The 22,157-nt window shown below is 75.5% G+C and carries 19 protein-coding genes; 16 read left to right on the top strand and 3 right to left on the bottom strand.

What is annotated here, in order from left to right; genetic code table 11:
- Positions 1-42 precede the first annotated feature (42 nt).
- The 3 genes from V4F39_RS20685 to V4F39_RS20695 form a co-directional block, all read right to left on the bottom strand.
- Positions 43-189, bottom strand: coding sequence for an SDR family oxidoreductase (locus tag V4F39_RS20685; protein ID WP_332291808.1), 147 nt, complete (start codon positions 187-189; stop codon positions 43-45).
- Between the two features lie 74 nt (positions 190-263).
- Positions 264-425 (bottom strand): hypothetical protein, encoded by a 162-nt coding sequence (locus tag V4F39_RS20690; RefSeq protein WP_332291809.1) that lies wholly within the window; start codon positions 423-425, stop codon positions 264-266.
- A gap of 153 nt (positions 426-578) precedes the next feature.
- Positions 579-2,603, bottom strand: a complete 2,025-nt coding sequence (locus V4F39_RS20695; RefSeq protein WP_332291811.1) for an AAA domain-containing protein — start codon at positions 2,601-2,603, stop codon at positions 579-581.
- 249 nt (positions 2,604-2,852) lie between these two features.
- Here V4F39_RS20695 and V4F39_RS20700 point away from each other — a divergent pair, with 249 nt between their 5' ends.
- Genes V4F39_RS20700 through V4F39_RS20775 form a run of 16 tightly spaced genes read left to right on the top strand, consistent with a single transcriptional unit; the run spans position 2,853 to position 22,138 of the window.
- A complete protein-coding gene (locus V4F39_RS20700) occupies positions 2,853-3,125 on the top strand; it encodes a hypothetical protein (RefSeq protein ID WP_332291813.1) in 273 nt (90 codons plus the stop codon).
- Positions 3,126-3,137: 12 nt separating this feature from the next.
- Entirely contained in the window at positions 3,138-3,776 is a 639-nt protein-coding gene (locus V4F39_RS20705) for a Pvc16 family protein (RefSeq protein WP_332291815.1), read from the top strand.
- A complete protein-coding gene (locus V4F39_RS20710) occupies positions 3,776-4,936 on the top strand; it encodes a hypothetical protein (protein ID WP_332291816.1) in 1,161 nt (386 codons plus the stop codon). Before V4F39_RS20705 ends, V4F39_RS20710 begins: the two co-directional genes overlap by 1 nt.
- A 28-nt stretch (positions 4,937-4,964) precedes the next feature.
- Positions 4,965-8,411 carry a phage tail sheath C-terminal domain-containing protein gene (locus V4F39_RS20715; protein ID WP_332291818.1) on the top strand — a complete coding sequence of 1,149 codons (3,447 nt, stop codon included), beginning with the start codon at positions 4,965-4,967 and terminating at the stop codon, positions 8,409-8,411.
- 13 nt (positions 8,412-8,424) lie between these two features.
- Entirely contained in the window at positions 8,425-8,877 is a 453-nt protein-coding gene (locus tag V4F39_RS20720; RefSeq protein ID WP_332291819.1) for a phage tail protein, read from the top strand.
- Between the two features lie 22 nt (positions 8,878-8,899).
- Entirely contained in the window at positions 8,900-10,909 is a 2,010-nt protein-coding gene (locus V4F39_RS20725) for a phage tail sheath family protein (protein WP_332291820.1), read from the top strand.
- Complete coding sequence (locus V4F39_RS20730) at positions 10,910-11,458, top strand: phage tail protein (protein WP_332291821.1); 549 nt, start codon at positions 10,910-10,912, stop codon at positions 11,456-11,458.
- On the top strand, positions 11,458-11,667 hold the full coding sequence (locus tag V4F39_RS20735; protein WP_332291823.1) for a hypothetical protein: 210 nt from the start codon (positions 11,458-11,460) through the stop codon (positions 11,665-11,667). The genes V4F39_RS20730 and V4F39_RS20735 overlap by 1 nt, the downstream gene beginning before the upstream one ends.
- On the top strand, positions 11,664-12,359 hold the full coding sequence (locus tag V4F39_RS20740; RefSeq protein ID WP_332291824.1) for a CIS tube protein: 696 nt from the start codon (positions 11,664-11,666) through the stop codon (positions 12,357-12,359). The genes V4F39_RS20735 and V4F39_RS20740 overlap by 4 nt, the downstream gene beginning before the upstream one ends.
- Before the next feature lie 4 nt (positions 12,360-12,363).
- The gene (locus tag V4F39_RS20745; protein WP_332291825.1) at positions 12,364-13,611 is read left to right on the top strand and encodes a phage late control D family protein; all 1,248 of its coding nucleotides are present in this window, start codon (positions 12,364-12,366) and stop codon (positions 13,609-13,611) included.
- Positions 13,612-13,626: 15 nt separating this feature from the next.
- Positions 13,627-14,133 (top strand): phage baseplate assembly protein V, encoded by a 507-nt coding sequence (locus V4F39_RS20750; RefSeq protein ID WP_332291827.1) that lies wholly within the window; start codon positions 13,627-13,629, stop codon positions 14,131-14,133.
- 15 nt (positions 14,134-14,148) lie between these two features.
- Positions 14,149-14,922 (top strand): hypothetical protein, encoded by a 774-nt coding sequence (locus tag V4F39_RS20755; RefSeq protein WP_332291829.1) that lies wholly within the window; start codon positions 14,149-14,151, stop codon positions 14,920-14,922.
- 1 nt (position 14,923) lies between these two features.
- Entirely contained in the window at positions 14,924-15,319 is a 396-nt protein-coding gene (locus V4F39_RS20760) for a GPW/gp25 family protein (RefSeq protein WP_332291830.1), read from the top strand.
- A 12-nt stretch (positions 15,320-15,331) separates the two neighbouring features.
- A complete protein-coding gene (locus V4F39_RS20765) occupies positions 15,332-17,326 on the top strand; it encodes a putative baseplate assembly protein (protein WP_332291832.1) in 1,995 nt (664 codons plus the stop codon).
- Positions 17,323-19,539, top strand: coding sequence for a phage tail protein (locus V4F39_RS20770; RefSeq protein WP_332291834.1), 2,217 nt, complete (start codon positions 17,323-17,325; stop codon positions 19,537-19,539). The genes V4F39_RS20765 and V4F39_RS20770 overlap by 4 nt, the downstream gene beginning before the upstream one ends.
- 16 nt (positions 19,540-19,555) lie before the next feature.
- Positions 19,556-22,138 carry a hypothetical protein gene (locus tag V4F39_RS20775; RefSeq protein ID WP_332291835.1) on the top strand — a complete coding sequence of 861 codons (2,583 nt, stop codon included), beginning with the start codon at positions 19,556-19,558 and terminating at the stop codon, positions 22,136-22,138.
- Positions 22,139-22,157 lie beyond the last annotated feature (19 nt).

Below are 22,157 nucleotides of genomic sequence, written 5' to 3' on the forward strand. Positions count from 1 at the left end.
AAAAAGCGTCAGTGCCCCCCCGCTTCCATCGCGCCGCGCCGCTCAGGAGGCATTCTGCGAGTCGCCGTCGACCGGGATCGCCTGTCCCGAGATGGAACGCGCGGCATCCGACGCGAGGAACACGGCCGTGGCAGCGACCTGCTCGGCCGTGGTGAAGGCCTTCATCGACTGGTTGGCCAGCGCCAGCATCCGCTCCTCCTCGGCGCTGCGGCCGCTGGCCGCGGCACGGCGAAGGTGCCGGTGAGGTTGAGGCGCAGCACCGCCTACCAGGCATCGAAGTCCATCTGCTCGACCCGGGCCGTGGGCCCGCCGATGCCGCACACCTCCACCCGGGCGCCGGCATCGCAGAACGCCAGCGCCATCGCGCGGCCGATGCCCGCCGCACCGGCCGTGACGAGCACCCTCTTGCCTTCGAGCACTTTCATGGCCGTCCAACCTTCCACCCCTCTGACAGCGCGCACTGCCGGGGCTGCACCGCCGCGTCCGCAGCCCCGAGGAAACCCTGAGCGTGCCTGTCGTCGCTTCGGCTGCGCTTGCGCCGTCTGCAGCGCACGTCCTGGGTGCGGCGCCCCGCCTTCTCAACGCCCCGCCCGCGCCCGCCAGAACCCCACGTCGAACAACTGCTCCGCGCCCGTGCGTTCGTTGACCAGCCAGAACTGGCGGCCGTCCGGCGCCAGGCGCGACACCTCCCCCACGTGCCGCCCGGTGCTGACGCGCCGGCCCAGGGCGTTGGCGGGAAAGTTGGGCTGCCGGGCCAGCTCCAGCAGCGGCACGGCCGCTCGCGCATCGCCGGCCAGCCGCAGCCGCTGCAGCAGGGGCGCCAGCAGCGGGTTGGCCGCGTCGGCCGGCGACAGGTAGACCACCACCTTGGCCTGCGCGCGGCTCAGCGCCACGTTGACGAGCCGGCGCGCATCCTCGGTCTGCAGGAAGGGCTGGGCGCCGTCCACCGGATCGAACAGCACCACCGGCGCCTCGCTGCCCTGGGCGCGGTGCACGGTGCTCACACGTACATCGTCGCTCACGCCAAGCGCGCGCAGCCGCTGGCGGATCCGCGCCCGCTGGGCACGGAACGGGGTCAGCACGATCAGCTCGTGCGGCTGCCAGGGCGCCTGGCCGTCCTCGCCGCCGGCCAGCGCGGCGGCCACCGCCGCGGCGATGGCCTCGGCCGACTCGCGGCGCACCGGGCCGCGCTCCGCCGCCGACCAGGCGCCGTCCGTCGCGAGCCGGTGCACGTGCACGTGGGTCGCGGCGCCGATGCCGTCCAGCGCCCGCGCGCGCGCCGCCTGCCAGCCGGCCGAGGCCCGGGCATCGTCGGCGACCCGCAGCGCCCCGTCGTAGAACAGGTCGCTGACCAGCTCGCAGATCGGCCCGGCCATGCGCGACTGCTCGTCCAGCAGCGCCACCGACGGCCCGCCGCGCGGCTGCTCGGCGAAGGCGGAGCGGCCCAGCCAGCGCCGGGCCAGCCGGTCGGTGCTACGCACCACCGGGGAGAGCTGCTGCGGATCGCCGGCGAACAGCCGCGCACGCCCCAGCGGCATGAGCGCCAGCGCATGCGCCAGGCTCACCTGGCTGGCCTCGTCGAAGACCAGCAGGTCGAAGGGCGGCCCGCCGTCGGGCGCCAGTTCGCGCAGCGTCTTCAGCGTGAAGGCGGCACGCGTGGTCGTCATGCTCGCCAGCCGGCAGCGGCGCAGCACCTGCAGCGAGGCGGCGCGCAGCGCGTCGCGCAGCGCCGCCACCCGGTCGGCCCAGGCCTTCAGCGCCACCGCATCGCGCGGCGAGGGACGGGCCGCCTCGGCGCGGGCCAGCCGGTCGATCAGGCCCTGGTCGTCGCTCGGGATCAGGTGCTCGCGGCCGGCGTAGGACGCCGCGTCGAAGCGGGTGCCCAGCCGCTGCACGCCGCCGCGCCAGCGCTCGCGCCGGCCCTTCTGCAGCGCCTTGTCGACCGCGATCGTCGCCAGGTCGACCGCCTGGTTGGTGGTGGACAGCAGCAGCACCCGCGCCTCGGGCCGGGCATCGAGGTACTCGGCCAGCAGCACGCCCAGGGTGGTGGTCTTGCCGGTGCCGGGCGGGCCCCAGAGGAAGGCGCTGCTGTGCCGCACCAGCGACAGCGCCGCGCGCTGCGCCGGGCGCAGCCAGCGGAAGGGCGCACCGCTCAGCGCCGGGCCGTCGTCCACCGGCTGCGGGCGCGACAGGTCGGGCAGGCAGGCCGCCGCGCGCTCGGCCCAGGGCGTGTCCCACCAGGCGTCGGCCACGGACTTCAGGAAGCGGGTGGGATAGAGCCGGATCAGGTGGTCGGGGCCCGGCGGCGGCGCGCTGGCGTTCTGCAGTACGAGCTGGTCGTCCTCGGGCAGCACGGCCAGCACGCTGGCGCCGCCCTTGGCCGGCGCGCCCCACCAGGCCGAGGCCCCGTCGAGGCTGTCGTCCAGCAGCGCCTGCGCCGAGGCCTGGCCCGGCCGCTGGCCTTCGGCGTAGACGTAGCCCGGCTCGAGCGTCACACGCCACAGCGCGCCGTCGCGCTCGGTGCGCAGCACCTTGAAGTCGTAGAACTCGGGCGTGGCCGCCAGTTCGGCGTCCAGCGCGGCACGCACGTCGGCGAGGGTCATGGAGATGGGACGGGGCAGGAGCGGCAAGGCGGCGCGGCACTGTAGCCCGGGCCGCGGCCGCCCCGCCCCCGGGCTGCATCCCGCCCGCCCACGCCACCCCGGCGCCGGCCGGCGCAGCCCTCCCGCACCCGGGTCGCCGCCGCCCCGCCCCGGCAACGCCCGCGGCACGCCGCTCCCTCGGCGGCCGCGTGGCGCCGCGCGCTGGCACGGTCCTGGCAGAGCAGGACGGCCACGAACACTTTTTCGTTGATGGCCGATGACCCCTGCGCCCCGCCTTCCCCTGCCGCCCCCGACCTCGTCGATGCCGTCTGCGAGGCCCTCCGGGGCCATCTGCGGCAGCACCCCCGTGCGGCCGACACGGCGCAGGGCATCGCCGAGTGGTGGCTGGGCGGCACCTTCCCGGCGCTGCCCCCGCACGTGCTCGACAGCGCGCTCGAGCGCCTGGCCGGCGAAGGCCTGCTCGCGTGGCGTGCGCTGCCCTCCGGCGAGCGCCTGTGGTACGGGCCGCAGGACGCCCCGTGACGGAGCCGCACGATGAAGTCGGCCCTGCGGGATTGCAGCAACAGCCTGCGCACGCTGCTCGAGCGCGCGCTGCGCGACGACGTCGACCTGTCCCCCTTCTTCGATCCGCTCGACCCGTCGCCCCAGGCCATCGGCACCTTCGTCGTGGGCCTGCACAACCCGGAGGAATTCGCCGGGCGCGAGCAGGAAGGGATCTCGCTGTGGCTCTACCTCGTCGAGCGCGATCCCGACACCCTCAACCAGCCGGTGCGCCGCACCGCGCCCGACCGGCTGCCGTCGCGGCCGCTGCCGCTGCGCCTGCACTACCTGCTCACGCCGCGGGTCGACCATGTGCAGCGCACGCAGGCGAGCGACCTGGAGCAGCTCATCCTCGGCAAGGCGCTGCAGGTGCTGCACGACGCGCCGCGGCTCGCCGGCCACCTGCTGATCGACGGCCTCGCGGGCAGCACGCACGAGTTCTTCGTGCGGCTGGAGCCGCTGCCGCTGGACCACATCACGCGGGTGTGGGACGCGCTGGAGGTGCCCTACCAGCTTTGCGTCTCGTACGAGGTCAGCGTCGTGCCGGTGCACGCCGGCCTCGATCCGGTCCCGACAGTGCCCGTCGACTCGCTGCTCGGCGAGATCGGCGTGGCGCGGCGCGAGGGGGCGTGATGGCCGGGCGCCTCGTCAGCGCCGACGGCCGCGGCTGGCATTTCAGCCCCGACCGCAGCGGCCTGCCCGGCGAGCGCACGCGGGCGCTGCTGCGGGCCCGGCTGGTCGACGACATCGACGGCCAGCCGGTCGCGGTGCCGCTGTCGCTGCGCACGCCGCGGGCCGACATCGCGGTGCGCGCCGCCGCCGACGGCCTCGTCGGCCTGGTCGCGCAGCCGGCGCGGGTGTTGCCCGGCCTGGCCGCCACCGCGGCCGAACTGACGCTGGAGGTGCGCGGCGCCGGCTACCTGCCGCGCACGCTGCGCGTGATGCTCGGGCCCGTCGCCGGCTTCCCGGCCGACTTCGCGCCGGTCGACCTGGGCGACGTCGCGCTGCACCGGCCGGCAGTGGCCATCACCGGGCGGGTGATGCACAACACCGCGCCGCAGCCGCTGCCGCTGGCGGGCGCGACGGTGGAGGTCGATGCGATCTGGCCGCACCCGCCGCCGCCCTTCTGGATCGCGCCGGCACTGGCCGAGCCGCCGAACCTGTTCGCCGTCGCACCGCCGCTGGCCGCGCCGCGCGCCGCCGGCACCGCGCTGCGCGAACGCACGGTGGTCCTGCAGCCGGCCGCCAAGGCGCTGCTGGCGCCGCTCGTTCCCGGCGCCGTGCGCCTGCGGCTCGCCGACGCGGACGGGCTCGCGGCCGGCGGGCTGCTGGCGATCGACATCGACGCCGCCGCGGCGACCGAGCTGATCACGATCGCCGCGGTCGAGCCCGTGAGCGCGCCCGACCTGCCGGCCTGGGTGACGCTGGCCCACCCCGCCGCGCGCCTGCACCGCGACGGCGTGCGCTGCGCCGCCGCCGTGCCGCAGCCGCCGGCCAGCACGGCCGTGCTGGCACGCGATGCGCAGCCGCACGACGACACGCTCTTCACCGCCGCCGCACCGCCGATGGCCGACGGCGCCTGGATCGAGATCGACGACGGCGCCGCCGTCCCCGAGTACGGCCGGGCCGCGCTGCCGCAGGCGACGACCGACGCCGACGGCTACTTCGCGCTGCCCCCGCTCGGCCGCATCGCGCTCGTGCGGCTGCTCGTCCGGCACGCGGCGGTCGCCGACGCCCGGCCCCTCTTCGCCGTCGACCGCGCCGCGCCTGCGCTGGCGCTGGCGCTCGACTGACGCCCCACCGAGACCCACGGAGCCCGCCATGGCCGAATACCTGTCCCCCGGTGTCTATGTCGAGGAGGTCGCCGGCCCCAAGCCGATCGAAGGCGTCAGCACCAGCACCGCCGGCGTCGTCGGCGTCACCGAACGCGGGCCGCTCCACACGCCGCAGCTGGTGACGAGCAATGGCGAGTTCGCGCGGGTGTTCGGCGGCACGCTGCCGGCGGCCGAGTTCACCGATGCCGGGCACACCCACCACCACCTGCCGCACGCCGTCGAGGCCTTCTTCACCAACGGCGGCAAGCGCCTGTGGGTGACCCGCGTGCTGCCCGAGGGCGCCGCCGGCGCGCGCCGCACGATGATGTTCGCCGACCCGGCCGCCGCCACCCCGGGCGACACGGTGCTGCTGCGCGCCGCGCAGCAGGGCAGCGCGAGCGCCGCGACGCCGCCGGCCTTGTACGCGCTGGCCCCGGCCAACTTCGCCGTGGGCGACACCGTGCGCATCGGCCAGGGCAGCCGCAGCGAATACCTGCAGGTGCAGTCGATCGGTGCCGCGGCGCGGCATGTCGCGCTGGATTCGCCGCTGCGCCAGGGCCATGCGGCCGGCGCGGCGATCGTCGCGCTCGCGCCCGCGGCCGACGACGCCGCCTTCCCCGCCGCGGGTCAGGCCACCTTCGCCACCGTCGGCGACGCGGCCGCCGGAACGGCCGAGCTGGTGCTCGAAGCGGGCGACGTCGCCACGCTCGCGGGGCTGCTGCCCGACGGCTCGCCCGCCGCGAACTGGCGGCTGCTGCAGGTCGGCGCCGCCGGGGTCGCCGACTTCGTCTTCGTGCGCCGCGCCGCCGCCGAGAGCGCGACGGCCACACGCGTCTGGCTCGCCCGTGCGCTGCAGACCGACGTGCCGGCCGGCACCGCGGCGATCTTCGTCGACACCGCCGGCGGCAGCGCCAGCACGCTGGCCGTGCCCGCCAACGTCGGCGACGTGCTGGCCTACCCGGCGGTCTCCCCGCTGCCGGCCGCCTTCACCACCGGCAGCAACGCCGTCATCGTCGACCTCGGCAACGACAACCAGGAGGCGGCCTCCATCGGCCAGCTCGCCACGCTGCCGTTGTCGCCGCCGCTGCAGGCCGCCGCGGCCGCGGGCACGCTGGGCCAGCGCGTGACGCTCGCGGCCGACGACCGCAGCGTCGTGGCCGTCCAGCCGGGCAACCAGACCGTCCAGCTCGACGACGTGGGCCACCTCGCGCCGGGCATGGCGCTGACCTTCAGCGACGGCGTCGCGTTCGAGACGCGCTTCGTCGATGCGATCGACACGGCCGCGGCCGAAGTGACGCTGCGCAGCGCCCTGCCCTGGGCGCCGGTCGGCACGGTGACCCTCGCCGCCAAGGCCCTGACCGCCGCCGCCGGCCCCGGCGCGGTGGCGCTCGCGCTCGATGACCGCCAGGGCCTCGAACCCGGCGACGTGCTGGTCCTCGGCACCGACGAGGTCGTCGCCGTGCGCGCGCTGCCCGGCGAGCGCGGCCCGGCGCCCGACGCCGGCGCGGTGCTGCTCGAACGCCCGCTCGCGTCCGCCCACGCCGCCGGCACCCCGCTGCGGCGCCAGGTGGTGCAGGTCGACCCGGCACGCCAGGCCGTCATCGTCGTGCTCGACGCGCCCGCCGGCGCCCAGGCGCTGCTCGTCAGCAACGGCACCGGCTTCGCGGCCGGCGACGTGCTGCGGCTCACGCTGCCCGACGGCAGCCGCGCCCATGCCCGCACCGGTGCCGCCTTCGCGGCCGCCGCCCCGCGCGAGATCACGCTGGCCGCGCCGCTGGCCTTCAGCCATGCCGCCGGGCTGCCGGTGCTGGAGCGCCAGCCGCTGTTCGACATCCAGGCGATCGACCCCGGCGCCTGGGGCAACCGCCTGCTGATCGGCGCGCGCGACGAGGCCGCCGGCCTCGCCGCCAGCACCGAGGTGTTGAACGCCAACCCCCCGCCCGGCCCCGGCATGTTCTCGTCGCTGCAGCTCACCTCGATCACCGGCGTCGAGCCCGGCACCGTGCTGGAGATGCACCAGCCCGACGGCAGCGCCGTGCCGGGCCTGCTGAAGGTGCGGCGCGTCGACCGGGCGACGCGCCTCGCGCTGCTCGACGCGCCGGGGCTCGCCGCCGCGCACATGGCCGCGGTGGGCGCCGCGGCGCTGCTCGGCCATCGGGTGCGCGTGCAGTCGCGCGAGTTCGCGCTGTTCGTGATGCTGCGCCGGCGCCCCGATCCGACGACGCCCTCGCGCGACGACGAACTGCTCGACCAGGAGGTCTTCCGCAACGTGTCGATGGACCCGCGGCACAGCCGCTACGTCGAGCGCCTGGTCGGCATCACCTTCACGCCCGGCAGCGACACCGACGACGCGGGCGAGCCGGTGCGCCGCGCCGACCGCCGCAGCGAGGGCGGCTCCGCCTACGTGCGGGTGCGCGACCTCGCGGCGCCGGCGCCTTCGGCGGCGCGGGAGGCGATCCGCCTGGGCCCCGAGCCGCTGGAGGACCGCCTGCCCTCCGGCCTGGTGCGGCCGGCGCGGCTGGCGCTCTCGCTCGGCGACGACCAGGTGCCCGCGATGGATGACGCGATGTACGTCGGCGCCGACAGCAACGAGCCGACGCGCCGCACCGGCCTGCAGACCCTGCGCAACCTGCTCACGGTGTCGCTCGTCGCGGTGCCGGGGCAGACCGGCGCCCTGCTGCAGCAGGCGGTCATCGACCATTGCGAGCTGATGCGCTACCGCTTCGCGGTGCTCGACGGCCCGGCGCCGCATGCCGACACGCTGGTCGACGTGCAGAACCACCGCCAGCAGTTCGACAGCTCGTACGCGGCGCTGTACCACCCCTGGCCGCTGATCCCCGACCCGTACCCGGCCTCGGCCGCGGTCGCGCGGCAGCTGCCGGTGCCGCCCTCGGGCCACGTGCTCGGCATCTACGCCCGCAGCGACAACGAGCGCGGCGTGCACAAGGCGCCGGCCAACGAGGTGGTGCGCGGCATCACCGGGCTGTCGCGCTACTTCACCAAGGCGGAGCAGGACATCCTCAACCCCTACCCGGTCAACATCAACGTCATCCGCGACTTCCGGCCGCAGAACCGCGCCATCCGCGTCTGGGGCGCACGCTGCATCACCAGCGACGGCGCACTGAAGTACGTCAACGTGCGGCGGCTGCTGATCCGCATCGAGGACTCGATCGAGCGCGGCACGCAATGGGTGGTGTTCGAGCCCAACGGCCCGCCGCTGTGGTCGGCGCTGCGCCGCGCGATCACCGACTTCCTGACCACGCAGTGGCGCGACGGCGCGCTCGAGGGCACGAAGCCCGAGGAAGGCTTCTTCGTCAAGTGCGACGAGACGACGATGACCCGCGACGACATCGACAACGGCCGGCTCGTCTGCGTGATCGGCGTCGCGCCGGTCAAGCCGGCCGAGTTCGTCATCTTCCGCATCGGCCTGTGGACGGCCGACGCACAGCGCTGAAGGAGGGCCGGCCATGGCCACGATCCGCATCGACCCGCTGCGCACCTTCAACTTCGAGGTGCACTTCATCGGCCTGGCCGTCGTCGGCTTCAGCGAGGTCAGCGGCATCGCCGTCGACGGCGACGTCGTCGAGTACCGCGAGGGCAACGAGCGCTTCAACCACGTGCGCCGCCTCGCCGGCCTGCGCAAGAACGGCAACCTGACGATGCGCCGCGGCTACACGCCCGACGACCGCCTCTGGCAGTGGTACGCGCGCATCGCCAACGGCGCCGACGAGCGCTACAACGGCAGCATCGTGCTGCTGAACGAGGCGCGCGAGGCGGTGATGCGCTGGAACTTCGTCAACGCATGGATCAACAAGATCGACGGCCCGATGCTCAAGGCCGCGGGCAACGAGGTCGCGATCGAGGCAATGGACGTGGTGCACGAAGGCCTCACGCTCGAACTCGAGTCGCAGGGCGCCTGACCCCCACCGCGCAAGGCCCGCCATGCAGTCGCTGCTGCGCCCCGGCGTGACGCTCGAGCACGGCGACGCCGCGCGCGTGCCGCCGGTCGTGCTGCGCACCGACGTCGCCGCGCTCGTCGGCATCGCCGAGCGCGGCCCGCTGGACACGCCGCTGCCGGTGGAGTCGATGCGCCAGTTCCATGCCCACTTCGGCGGCTTCGTCGAGGGCGGCTACCTCGCCTGGGCCGCCCGCGGCTTCTTCGAGAACGGGGGCCGGCGGCTGTGGGTGGTGCGCGTCGCGCACCGCGGCTTCGGCGACGACGGCACCGAGGCGCCGAACACGGCCCGCGCCGCGTCCGCGGACCTCGCCGACGCGGCCGGCACGCCGGCGCTGCGCCTGGCCGCCTCGTCGCCCGGCGGCTGGGGCAACACGCTCACGCTGCAGTGGTTGGCCTCCGGCGCGGTGGTGACCGCCGGCCGGGCCGTCGACGCCGGCCGCGCCACGGTGGCCGGCTCGGTGGCGGGTTTCGGCGAAGCCGACCTGGTGCGCATCGAGCAGGGCCCGGTGGTGCTGCACCGGGTGGTCGCGCGGCTCGACGCCGACACCCGCACGCTGCACTGGATCCACCCCGACGCCGCGCTGCGGCGGCCCGGCCACCGTGCACTGTCGGGCATCGACCCGGCGCAGCCGCTGCGGCTCGTGCGCGTGGCCTACGGGCTCGTCGTGCGCGAGCGCGGCGAGGTCGTCGCGAGCCATGCGGACCTGCACGCCGTGCCCTGGCATCCGCGCTGGATCGGCGCGGTGCTGCGCCTGCCGCCCGCGCCCGCCGGCACGGGGACGGCCGACGTGCCGCGGCCGCCGCCGCCGGTCGTCGCGCTGCCGTTCGGCGATGCCGGCGAGCCGCCGCTGCCGCTGGCCGTCGTGCCCGGCCAGACGCTGCCGCTCGCCGGCGGCAGCGACGGCCTGGCCGACCTGCTGGCCGACGAGTTCGTCGGCGAGGAGGCCGCGCCCGCCGACAGCGATTTCGTCCGCCGCCGCAAGACCCGCGGGCTGCGTGCGCTGGCCGCGATCGACGAGATCGCACTGGTCGCGATGCCCGACCTGCTGATCCGGCCCGCACCGCTGCCCGGCCGGTGGCTGCCCGAACCGCCGCCGCCCGACCCCTGCACCGGCTGCCCGCCACCGGCACCGCCGCGCCGCGCGCCGCTGGCGCCGGTGGCCGGCGAGGTGCCCGGCCCGTTCGCCGACGAGGATGTGGCACGTGTGCAGTCGGCGCTGGTCGCGCTCGCCGAGGCCGCCGGCGACCGCTTCGTGCTGCTCGGCGTGCCGCAGCCGCTCGCGCTGCCCGAGCGCTCGCGCAGCGACACCATCGCCTGGCGCGCACGCTTCGACAGCCGGGTCGCCGCGTTGTATGCGCCGTGGCTGCGCGTGGCCGACCCGCGGCCGGGCGGCACGACGCGGCTGGTGCCCGGCTGCGGCCACGTGCTGGGCGTCATCGCCGCGACCGACCTCGCCGAAGGCGTGCAGCGCGCGCCGGCGATCCGCACGCTGGCCGACGTCGTCGGCCTGTCGCGCGCCGTCGACGACCCCACGCACGCGCTGTGGAACGAGGCCGCCGTCAACACGCTGCGCGTCGAGCGTGCACCGGGCGCCGCGCTCTGCGGCGCGCGCACGCTCTCGCACGACGCGTCGTACCGCTTCATCAACGTCGTGCGGCTGATCCTGACGATCCGCAAGGCCTGCGACGTGGCGCTGCGCTGGACGGTCTCCGAGCCGCACGACGCCGCGCTGCGCGCGCAGATCGAGGCCACGCTGCTCGCCATCCTGCGGCTCTTCCACGCCCAGGGGGCGTTCGCCGGCGACAGCGAGGCGACGAGCTTCTACGCGCGCTGCGACGAATCGCTGAACCCGCCGGCGGAGCGCGACCACGGGCGGCTCGTCGCCGAGGTCGGCATCGCGCCGGCGGCGCCGGCCGAGTTCATCGTGCTGCGTGTGGGCCGCCAGGCGGGCACGCGCCAGCTCGAGCTGTACGCCCGCAGCGGGGAGACCTGAATGGCCGGCCGCGTCGACCCGGTGCTCGGGTGCAACTTCCAGCTCTCGCTGACCGATGCCGCGGCCGGCACCGGCCGGCTGCTGACGACGGTCGCGCTGTCGCCGCTGGTCGCCGACCCGCTGGCCGGCTTCGCCGAATGCAGCGGCCTGGAGATGCAGCTGGAGACCGACGACTTTCCCGAGGGCGGCAACAACGGCCTCGTGCTGAAGTTCCCCAAGCGCATGAAGTACGGGGAGATCACGCTGAAGAAAGGCGTGACGAAGCGCACCGACCTCTACGACTGGTGCGCCGGCTTCGCGCAGGGCATCGGCAGGCGCAAGGACGGCGTCATCACGCTGCGCGACGCGGAGCACCGGCCGTTCATGGTCTGGAGCTTCCGCCGCGCGCTGCCCGTCAAGTGGAGCGGACCGTCGCTGAACGCGCAGCAGTCGCTGGTCGCGATGGAGTCGCTGACGCTGGTGCACGAGGGGCTGACGCCGCTCGGCGGCGCCGCGGCCCTGGCCAACGCGGTTGCCGGCGCGGCGGGCGCCGTCCGGAGGCTCTTCTGATGGACGAGACCGACCTGCGCATCGGCCAGCTCACCAGCCACGTCCAGGCCTGGGACGGCGGCGGCTGGCAGGACGCCGCGATGCTGCGCGCGCTGGCCGGCGCGCTGCTGCCGCTGGTGCGCGAGATGCTGGAACACGAGGGCCGCGTGCGCCGCGAACTGTCGATGCACGACAGCCCGCTGGACCGGGTGACGAGGGGGACGTCATGACCATTCCGGCAAAACTCACCTTGATGGTGCAGGTCGGGCCCAACGCCTACGAAGAGCACGTCGTCGCGTTCAACCCGACCGAGCTGACCTTCGACAAGGGCGTGCAGCTCGCCGAGATCGCGGTGCCCGGGCTCGACGCGCCGCTGTCGCAGTTCATCCGCGGCAACGCCGAGAAGCTGACGCTGGAGCTGTTCTGCGACAGCACCGAGTCGGGCATGGGCCTGGGCGCGACCTCGGTCACCGCGCAGACCGACAAGCTGTTCCAACTCGTCAAGATCCTGCCCGAGGTGCATGCGCCGCCCATCGTCACCGTCTTCTGGCACGACGAGTTCTCCGGCAACCGGCTGCACGACGCCTGGGGCAACAACCGGCGCACCAGCTTCACCGGCATGGCCGAGAACGTGCGCCAGCGCTTCACGCTCTTCAGCCCCGAGGGCGTGCCGCTGCGCGCGACGGTGACGCTGACGCTGCGCGAATACCGCCCGCTGGAGGAGCAGCTGCACGAGCTGAACCTCTCGTCGCCCGACCGCACGCACCGCCATCGCCTGGCCGAGGCGCAGACGCTGCCCGCGCTGGCGCAGCGCTACTGGCAGCGGCCCGGCCTGTGGCGCGAGCTGGCGCTGGCCAACGGCATCGAGGACCCGCGGCGCCTGCGCCCCGGCGTGCTGCTGACCATCCCGGCGCTGGAGTGAGGCGATGGCCACGACCGAGTTCGTCGAGCTGAAGGCCGCATCGCAGGCCAGCGCGCAGTTCCGCGTGCCGCGCTTCGAGCTGCGCATCGACGGCGTCAGCCTGCCGCGGCGGGTGCTGCGCGACGTCGTGGAGCTGACCTACCGCGACAAGATCGAGGAAATCGACGGCTTCGAGCTGGTCGTCGCCAACTGGGACGGCGAGCGCCGCCGCCACCGCTACATCGGCTCGGAGACCGCGGCCAGCGCCGCCGACCCCGACCTGCACGAGCTGGAGACGCTGTTCGAGCCCTGCGGCAAGACGGTGACGCTGGCGATGGGCTACGTCGACGAGCTGCAGCCGATGCTGGTGGGCAACTTCGTGACGATGGAGCCGCACTTCGCGCCCGGCCAGGCCTCGACGCTGGCGGTGCGCGGGCTCAACCGCCTGCACCGCATGCGCCGCGCGAAGTACGACGGCCAGTGGCCGGGCGCGAAAAACGCGAAGGCGCTCACCGACAGCGAGATCGCGAAGACCTTCGACGGCCTGGTCGACCCGAAGTGGCGCGGCCAGGGCAACGACGCGCGCCGCATCCCGATGCCGGTGGTCATCGACCCCTCGGTGGTGAAGGACGAGCCCCGCCTGCCCTACGTGGCGCAGAAGAACGAGTACGACATCGACTTCCTGTGGCGGCGTGCGCGGCTGCGCGGCTACGTCGTCGAGGTGCGCCCGGCCGATGCCGAGCACAAGACCGAGCACCTGTACTTCGGGCCCAGCAGCCGCGCCCCCGCGCCCTACCGGCTCAAGTGGGGCGCAGGGCTGCTGGAGGCCAAGGTCACGCTGACGACGGCCAACCAGGTGAAGAAGGTCACCGTGCACGGCTGGGATCGCCACCGCCAGAAGCCGATCGTCGAAAGCGCCGACTGGAGCGACCCCAAGCTCAAGCGCCTGAACCCGAAGCTGCGCGAGATCGTCGAGCGCTGCGACCCGCGCGAGGAACGTGTGGTCACGCAGCCGGTGTTCACGAAGGACGATGCGCGCGCGCTCGCACGCGACCTGCTGCTCGGCCGCGCGCAGGACTTGGTCAAGCTCAGCGGCAGCGTGGTCGGCCTGCCGCGGCTGCGCGCCGGCTCGCGGGTGCTGATCGAGGGCATCGGCGCCCGGCTGTCGGGCGAGTACTTCGTCACCGAGACCACGCACACCCTGGGCCCCGCGGGCTACCTGACGCGCTTCGTCGCGCGGCGCGAGGACCCTGACACCGGCCTGCGCATCTGACAGGAGCGACACACCATGCAACAGCAGCAGAACGGCGGGATCACGGTGGCGCGCGTGCACGCGGTCGGCGAGGGCGAGCACCTCGGCTGCGTGCAGGTGCAGCTGGCCTGGGAGGAGCAGCCGCGCCGCCAGTGGCTCGCGGTCGCCTCGCCGATGGCCGGCGCCGAGCGCGGCTGGTTCGTGATGCCGGTGGTGGGCGACGAGGTCATCGTCGCCTTCGACCAGGCGCAGTTCGACCACGGCTACGTCATCGGCTTCCTGTGGAACCGCCAGCACAAGCCGCCCTCGGAAGACCCGCGCCAGCGCATCTTCCGCTCGCAGAACGGGCACTGCATCCGCTTCATCGACGCGCCGGAGAAGGACGGCGACAAGGGCCAGCTCGTGATCGAGGACGCGAGCCGCAACACCATCGTCTTCGCCAACTCGCACATCACGATCACCGCGCGCGGCCTGGTCGCGATCGACGCGCCGGCCGTGACGATCCTCGGCCGGCCGGTGCGCCAGGTGGGGCCGCCGATCTGACGCGGGGTGCACACGATGGCCACCAAGACGCTCGAGATCCCGCTGCCGCCGCACGTCAAGGCGCGGATCGCGCAGCCGGTGTGCATCCCGATGCCCAAGCCGGGCAAGGTGTCGATCACGCTGCCCTTCGGCGGCGCGACGATCCAGGCCTTCAACGACATCACCAAGGGCATCCCCGACGACTGCTCGCTGAGCTTCTCGCTGGCGATGCAGATCGGGCCGGTGCTCGCCAACATGAAGTGCCTGATCGAGGCGCTGCGCGTGGTGGAGCCGCTGGTCACGCTGATCACCGCGCTCGGCAAGGCCGACCTGGTCGCGATCGGGCAGGCGCTGCCCAAGTTCGTCGACGCCGTGCCGCCGCTGGTCGAGTGCATCACGAAGTTCTTCCTCGGCGTGCCGCTGTTCCTGCGCGACCTGCTGCTGCTGCTGGCCAAGCTGCTGCGCTGCGTGGTGGCCTCGCTCAAGAGCGCGCTCAACGTGATGTCCGGCCTGCAGCTGCAGATCCGGTCCGCCGAGGCCGAGGGCAACACGGCGCTGCTGGCCGCGCTCGAATGCGCGCAGCAGCAGGCGCAGGCCTCGGCCGACCACGCGATGTCGGCGATCGACCCGCTGCTCGTGCTGCTGTCGCTGGCCGAGCCGCTGTTCGGGCTGGCCGGCGTCGATCCGATCCAGACGCCGCAGCTCGCGAGCGACGGCTCGCTCGAGAGCCTGCAGGCCGTCGTCGACGTGCTGGGCACGCTGGCGACGACGCTGCAGACCGTCGCGGAAGCGATCCCCGGTGGAGGCTGAGATGCGCGACGACTTCCTCGGCTGCGGCCTGGCGTTCCCCTTGCGGGTCGACGCCGCCGGCCGGCTCGCGAGCGCCGCCGGCGAGGCGCGGGTGGAGGACGCGATCCACCTCGTGCTGTCGACACGCCCGGGCGAGCGCGTGATGCTGCCCGGCTTTGGCTGCGCGGTGCACGACCTCGTCTATGCGCCGAACAACGCCGCCACGCGCACGCGGGCGGTCGATGCGGTGCGGCGCGCGCTGACGCAGCTGGAGGCGCGCATCGACGTGCTCGACGTGCGCGCCGACACCAGCCCCGGCGAGCCGAACCTGCTGCTGCTGCGCGTCGACTACCGGTTGCGCGCGAACAACGCGGTGGGCAACCTCGTCTACCCGTTCTTCCTGCTCGAGGCGGCCTGAAGGGAGAGCACGATGCCGCTCGCCGACCACCTGCCCGTCATCGACGACCGCCGGCACGCCGACCTCGTCGCCGAGGCGCGTGCGCGCATCCCGCGCTACACGCCCGAATGGACCGACCTCAACGACAACGAGCCCGGCATGGCCGTGGTGCAGCTGATGGCCTGGCTGGCCGAGATGCTGCTCTTCCGCCTGGGCCAGGTGCCGCAGCTCAACCGCGTGAAGTTCCTGGCGCTGATCGGCATGCGCCTGTCGCCGGCACGCGCGGCCTCGGCCGAGGTCGGCTTCGGCACCGTGGCCGGCTTCCCCGAGCCGACGGTGATCGTGCCGCTGCACACGCAGGTCGCCGCCGAGCCGCCGGGCGGCGGCGCGCCGGTGGTCTTCGAGACCGAGGCGCCGCTGGTCGCGATCACCGCCGCGCTGGACGCCGTGCTGCTCGACAGCGGCTTCGAGCTGGTCGACGCCAGCGCCGCCAATGCCGATGCCGAGACCGGCTTCGCGCCCTTCGGCCGCACCCCGCGCGCCGGCGCTGCGCTGATGCTCGGCTTCACGTCCGACCTGCCCTTCCCCGCCGGCGTGCTCGACCTCGCGTTCTTCGTGCAGCCGCCGCGGGGCGGCCGCGGCCGGGCCCCGCGGGTGGTGCCCGGCGGCAGCGTCGCGCCGCGGGCGCCGGCGACGCTGGCCTGGGAGCACTGGAACGGCAGCGAGTGGGTGCCGCTGGACCTGCTCGACGACGGCACGCTGGCCTTCACGCGCAGCGGCCACGTGCGGCTGCAGCTGCCCACGGCCCAGGCGCCGGCCGGCGTGCCGGAGCCGGCCGTGATGGGCGGCACCGCCGGCGCGCGCTACTGGCTGCGCGCGCGGCTCGCCGCCGGCGCGTACACCACCGGCCCGGTGCTCGCCGCGGTGCGCACGAACACCGTCGCGGTGCGGCAGGCGCAGAGCGTGGACGGCGAGATCCTCGGCCGCGCCACGGGGCTCGACGACCAGGTCTACCGCCTCGCCAATGCGCCGGTGCTCGCCGGCAGCCTGGTGCTGCAGGTCGACGAGGGCCCGGGCTTCGAGACCTGGACCGAGGTGGACGACTTCTACGCGTCCGGCCCCGAGGACCGCCACTACGTGCTCGACCGCAGCACCGGGGACGTGCGCTTCGGCCGGGGCGCGGCGCTGAGGGTGCCGATGGCCAACCCCAACCGGCCGTCGAACGTGCTGGCGCTCGCCTACCGCTTCGGCGGCGGCGCGGCCGGCAACGTGCCCGCCGGCGCCATCAACGCGCTGCGCGCCTCGGTGCCGGGCATCGATGCCGACGCGGTGGCGAACCTGCAGCCCGCCGGCGGCGGCACCGACGAGGAAACGCTCGAAGCCGCCGAGGAACGGGCGCAGCAGCAGCTCAAGAGCCGCGAGCGCGCGGTCACCGCGGAAGACTTCGAGCTGCACGCGAAGGCGGCGGGCGCGGCGCGCGCGCAGTCGCTGCCGCTGGTGCATCCCGACTTCCCGGGCCTGCAGGTGCCGGGCGTCGTCAGCGTCGTCGTGGTGCCGCCGGCAGCGCAGGCCGATCCGCTGGCCGACCCCGCGCCCCTGCCTACCGAGGCGCTGCTGCGCGACGTGTGCGCCGAACTCGACGCGCGGCGCCTCCTGACCACCGAGCTGTACGTGGTCGCGCCGCGCTACCGCGAGGTGGTGGTCGCGGCGACCCTGTCGTGCCGCGCGGGCGTCGACCTCGCGTCGGTCAAGCAGCAGGCGCTGGTGGCGCTGCAGCGCTGGTTCCACCCGCTGGTCGGCGGCGACGACGCGACGGCGGACGACGACGGCGCGGGCTGGCCCTTCGGCGGCGACATCTACCACTCGGCGCTGGTGCAGCGGCTGCTGCTGCCGGGCGTGCGCCGGGTCAACGATGTGCGGCTGTGGATCGACGGCGTCGAGCAGCCGGCCTGCAGCGATGTGGCGCTGGACGACGGCGTGCTGCTCGCCAGCGGCGCGCACCAGCTCACGATGGTGGCCGAGCGATGAACGCGCGCTACCTGCCCCCGGTGGCCCGTGCGCCGCACGACCCGCGCACGCGGGTGCTCGATGCGCGCCTGGGCTGGGCGCCGCTCGCGCTCGCCGGCCTCACCGGCGGCGTCGCGCCGTCGGCCGAGGACGGCGCGCTCGCGCTGGCCGCCCTGCCCGGCAGCGGCCGCCTGCTCGCCGAGCCCGGCGGCAGCTTCGGCGGCCTCGTGCCGCCGCGGCACGTCGCGTGGCTGGCCGACGGCACGCTGGCGCTGCTCGACGCCGCGCACGGCCGGCTGCTGCGGCTGGACCGCTGCGGCTGCCGCTTCGCGCCCTGGCCGTGCCTCGAGCCCGACGGCCTGCGGGTGCCGGCCGGCGCCACCGGGCTGGGCGCCGGCTGCGGCCTGCTGTACGTGGCCGCGCCGCCGCTGGCGCGTGTCGTCGTGCTCGATGCGTCGAACGGCGCGCTGCGCGCCGCCTGGCCTTCGCCGCCGGGCGCGCCGCCGTGGGCGCCGGTGCATGCGCTGCCGCTCGAGCACGGCGGCCTGGTCGCGGTGGCCGATGCCGCGCGGGGCGGGGTGCACCTGTGCAGCCGGCGCGGCCGTGCGCTGCGCTTCATCGGCGGGCTGGGCGCCGTGCGCGCCCTGGCCGTGGATGCCCAGGGCCGGCTCTGCGTGCAGCGCGACGGCGAGGCGGCCGTGCTGCTGGTCGACGTCGCCGCCGGGACGGTCGTGGGCACGGCCGAGCGGCCCGCCGAACTCGCCCGCCGGTTCGCGCCGCTGCCCTTCGCCACCCATCCCGGCGGCTCGATCGACATCGCCCCGCTGTGCGAGCCGCCCGCGGCGGCGCCGCGCTGGGTCGGCCCCGACGGCGCGCCGCTGGCAGCGCCGCCGCCGCCCGCGCTGCCGGCCTACCCGGCCGCCGGCACCTGGCTGTCGGGCCCGCTGGACAGCGGCGAGGACGGCGGCACCTGGGACCGCGTCGAGCTGCTCGCGAGCCTGCCCGCCGGCACGCGGCTGCACATCGCCTTCGCCGCCGACGACGCGCTGCTGACCGACGCCGAACTCGCCGAGCCGTCGCGCTGGCACCCGGCCGGCGAATGGCGGCGCCCGGGCGGCGAGTCCGACCTGGCCTGCGCGCGCGCGGACTGGATGCTGCACCACTGCACCGGCCGCCACGGCTGGCTGCGGCTCGCGCTGGCGGGCGACACACGCTCGACGCCGCGGGTGCACCGCATGCAGGTCGACGGCCTGCGCACCAGCCTGCGCCGCTACCTGCCGGCCGTCTTCGGCGCGGACCCGGTGGCCGCCGAGTTCAGCGACCGCTGGCTGGCGATCTTCGACCGCACGCTGCGCGACATCGAGGCGCAGGTCGACACGCAGGCCCGGTTCTTCGATCCGCTGGCCGCCCCGGCGGCCCCCGAGGTCGACACGCGCCACGACTTCCTGCGCTGGCTCGCGGCCTGGGTCGGCGTGGCGCTGCCCGCGGGCTGGCCGCTCGCGCGGCAGCGGCAGGTGCTGGCGTCGGCGCCGCGGCTGTATGCCTGGCGCGGCACGCCCGCGGGCCTGGCCGCCGCGCTCTCGCTGCTGCTGGGGCTCGACCGCTGGGCCGGCCATGCGCCCGCGCCGGCCGGCTGCGTGCCCTGCCCCACCGGCCGCCGCGCCGATGCCGCGCCGCGCTGGCGGCCGCCCCGGCTGGTGCTGGAGCACTACCGGCTGCGCCGCTGGATGGCGGCCGGGCACGCCCGCCTGTCCGACGCCGCGAAGCTCTGGGGCGACCGCATCGTCAACCGCAGCCGGCTCGAGGCCGGGCACACGCTGGAGGCCGGCGGCGGCAGCGGCGGCGCCCGCCTGGGCGTCACGCAGCTGCTGACGATGCAGGACCCGCTGCGCGACCCCTTCCACGTGCACGCGCACCGGCTCTCGGTCTTCGTGCCGGCCGGCTGCATCGCCGCGCCGGGGCGCGAGGCGGCGCTCGCGCGTTTCATCGCCGCCGAGGTGCCGGCGCATGCCGAGGCCCGGCTCGTCGTCGTGCACCCGCGCATGCGCGTCGGCGTGCAGTCGTCGATCGGGCTCGATGCCGTGATCGGCCTGCGCACGCGCCCCCCGGTGCTCGGCGACGCCTCGGCGCCGCTGGGCCGGGCCACCGTCCTGCCCGCGGCCGGCAGCCCGCGCACCGAGCCGCCCCGCGGCGCCGGCCGCGTGCGCGTCGGCCAGTCGACCGTCATCCGCTGAATCCGGAGGCCACGCCATGGACCCGTCCGACCTCGCGCGCCACGCCCTCTGCCCCGGCTGCGGCGGCCCGGTGCCCTGCACCCCCTGCACGCTGCAGACGCCGCTGCGCAACCACTACTTCTTCGGCAAGCTGATGGACGTGCCCGACTTCGAGGTCGAGCAGGAATACGTCGTCGAGAAGTTCCGCCGCCACCATGCGCGGCTGCACGGCAGCGGCATCGTCTGCGGGCTGGAGGTGCTGCAGCACCCGAACCCGGCCTGCCAGCCGCGCCACGTCATCGTGAAGCCCGGCATGGCGATCGACTGCTGCGGCAACGAGATCCTCGTGCTCGACGACGAGACGGTCGACCTGCATGCCTTCCCCGCCGTGCGGCAGCTCGTCGACGCGCCCGACGGCGAGGACGACCACCTGCTGCAGCTGTGCGTGCGCTACCGCGAGTGCCCCACCGAAGAGGTGCCGGTGCTCTACGACGAGTGCGGCTGCGACGACACCCGCTGCGCGCCGAACCGCATCCTCGAGACCTACGCCTTCGACGTGCGGGTGAATCCCACGCTGCCGCCCGCGCCCTTGCCCAACGCCCCCGCGCTGGTGTGGCGCGGGCCGCCGCTGGCGCTGCCGGGCGCCTCGGCGCTGGCGATCGACGCGGGCCTCGGCCGGCTGTACGCCGCCGCGACGCAGGCCCCGGGCATCGGCGTGGTGCAGCGCTACCACCTCGACACGCTGCTGCCGCTGCCGGGGGCGCCGCGGCAGTTCGCGCGGCCGCTGGCCGCGATCGCGCTGTCACCCGACGGCACCCGGCTGTATGCCGCCGTGGCCGGCGCCACCGCGGCCGACCCGGCGCAACTGCACACGGTGGACACGACGAGCGACGCCGCGTTCCAGGTCGACGCGGTGGCGCCGGCCGACATCGCCGGCAGCGCCGGCGCGACAGCCCTGCGCCTGGTGGTGCTGCCGGCCGGCGGCCTCGTGACGATGGCGGTGGGCGCGGCCGCGACGACGCTGCAAGCCTGGGACGCCTCCGCGGCGCCGCTCGCCGGCCACCAGGCCGCCATCCCCGCCCTGCTGGCCGGCGGCACCCTCGCCGGCGACGGCCGGCTGGTCGCGCTCGCGGCCGGCACGCTGCACCGGCTGGACCCGGCGGCCGCCGACTTCGACCCGCAGGCCGTGCCGGTCGCCGCCGCGTTGGCGCCGGTGGACTTCACGCTCGGCCGCAGCACCGGGCCCGAGGTGCTGGCCTGGCTCGAAGGCGGCACGCAGGAGCTGCGGCTGGCGCAGGCCGACGGCAGCGCCCTGCACGCCGCCGCGCTCGGCGAGGCGCCGGTGGCGATGTGGGTCGCGCCCGGCGCCCGCACGGCGATCATGCTGAGCGGGACGGCGGCGGCCGGCCGTGTGCGCAGCGCCGACCTGCACCGCCTGGCCGCCGGCGCGGCCGACGTGCTGGGGCCGGCCCAGGCGGTCGGCGCCGGCGTCGCGGCGCTTGCCGTCGAGGGCCGGCTGCACGTCGCCTACGCCGACGGCGTCGCGCTGTTCGAGATCGTCGGCAGCGACTGCGGCGCCACGCTCGGCCCGCACGCCTGCCCCGGCTGCGACACGGCCGACTGTCTGGTGATCGCCACCTTCGCCCGCTGGCGACCGAAGCGCCGCCTGCTCGACCCCGCGGTGCCGGCCAGCGACCCCGCCGCCGATGCGCAGGCCGGCATCGTGCGCATCGACACGCACACGCACCGCACCGTGTTGCCGAGCGTGGCCGACCTCGCGGCGGCCGTGCGCTGCCTGCTGGAACGCGCCCCGGGCGGCGGCACGGGCGAACAGGGCCCGGTCGGCCCGGCCGGCCCCGCGGGCCCGCCCGGGCCTGCCGGCTCGCAGGGGCTGCCGGGCCAGGCCGGCCCACCCGGCGCACAGGGGCCCGAAGGCCCGCAGGGTCCGCAGGGCCTGCCGGGCACACCCGGCGCGCCCGGCCCGCAGGGCGAGGCCGGCCCCGCAGGCCCGCCCGGCCCCGACCCGTTCGACTGGGACCTGCCGCACGTCTGCGACTTCAACTGGCTGCACGACAACCCGGAGGTCGTCGGCGCGCCCGACGAGCTGATCGTCACCTTCGACACCGAGATGCTCGCCGCCGACCTGCACGACCGCAGCGTCTTCGTGCAGCTGGGCCGCCACGTGCGCAAGTTCCGCGGCGACGCGCAGGAAGGCGACTTCGTGCCGATGCTCTGCTGGTGCGACCTCGACCTGCGCGACCGGCTGGACCTCGGGCGCGTCGCCGAGCGCTGCCAGGCGCGTGCCTTCGAGCGCAGCGGCGACCCCTTCGTCGACGCGCTGCGCATCCGCCTGCCCGGCAATCTCGGCTTCCTCAGCGACGACGGGCTGCTGCGGCTGCGGGTGCTGGTCAAGGGCGACTTCGTGCGCGGCCGCCACCAGCGCACGGGCGAGCTGCGCGCGCTCGACGGCGACCACCTGCCCACGCTGGAACCGCGCTCGCCGCCCGGCCCGCCGCAGCCCGGCGTGCGGCCCGAGTGGCTGCAGCCGGGCGACAAGCGCCATTCCGGCGACGGCATCGAGGGCGGCACCTTCGAGAGCTGGTTCGACGTCAAGGTCTGAGCCGCGGCCAGGCTGCAAG

The organism is Aquincola agrisoli, from assembly GCF_036621135.1.
GTDB classification, from domain to species: Bacteria; Pseudomonadota; Gammaproteobacteria; order Burkholderiales; family Burkholderiaceae_C; genus Aquincola; species Aquincola agrisoli.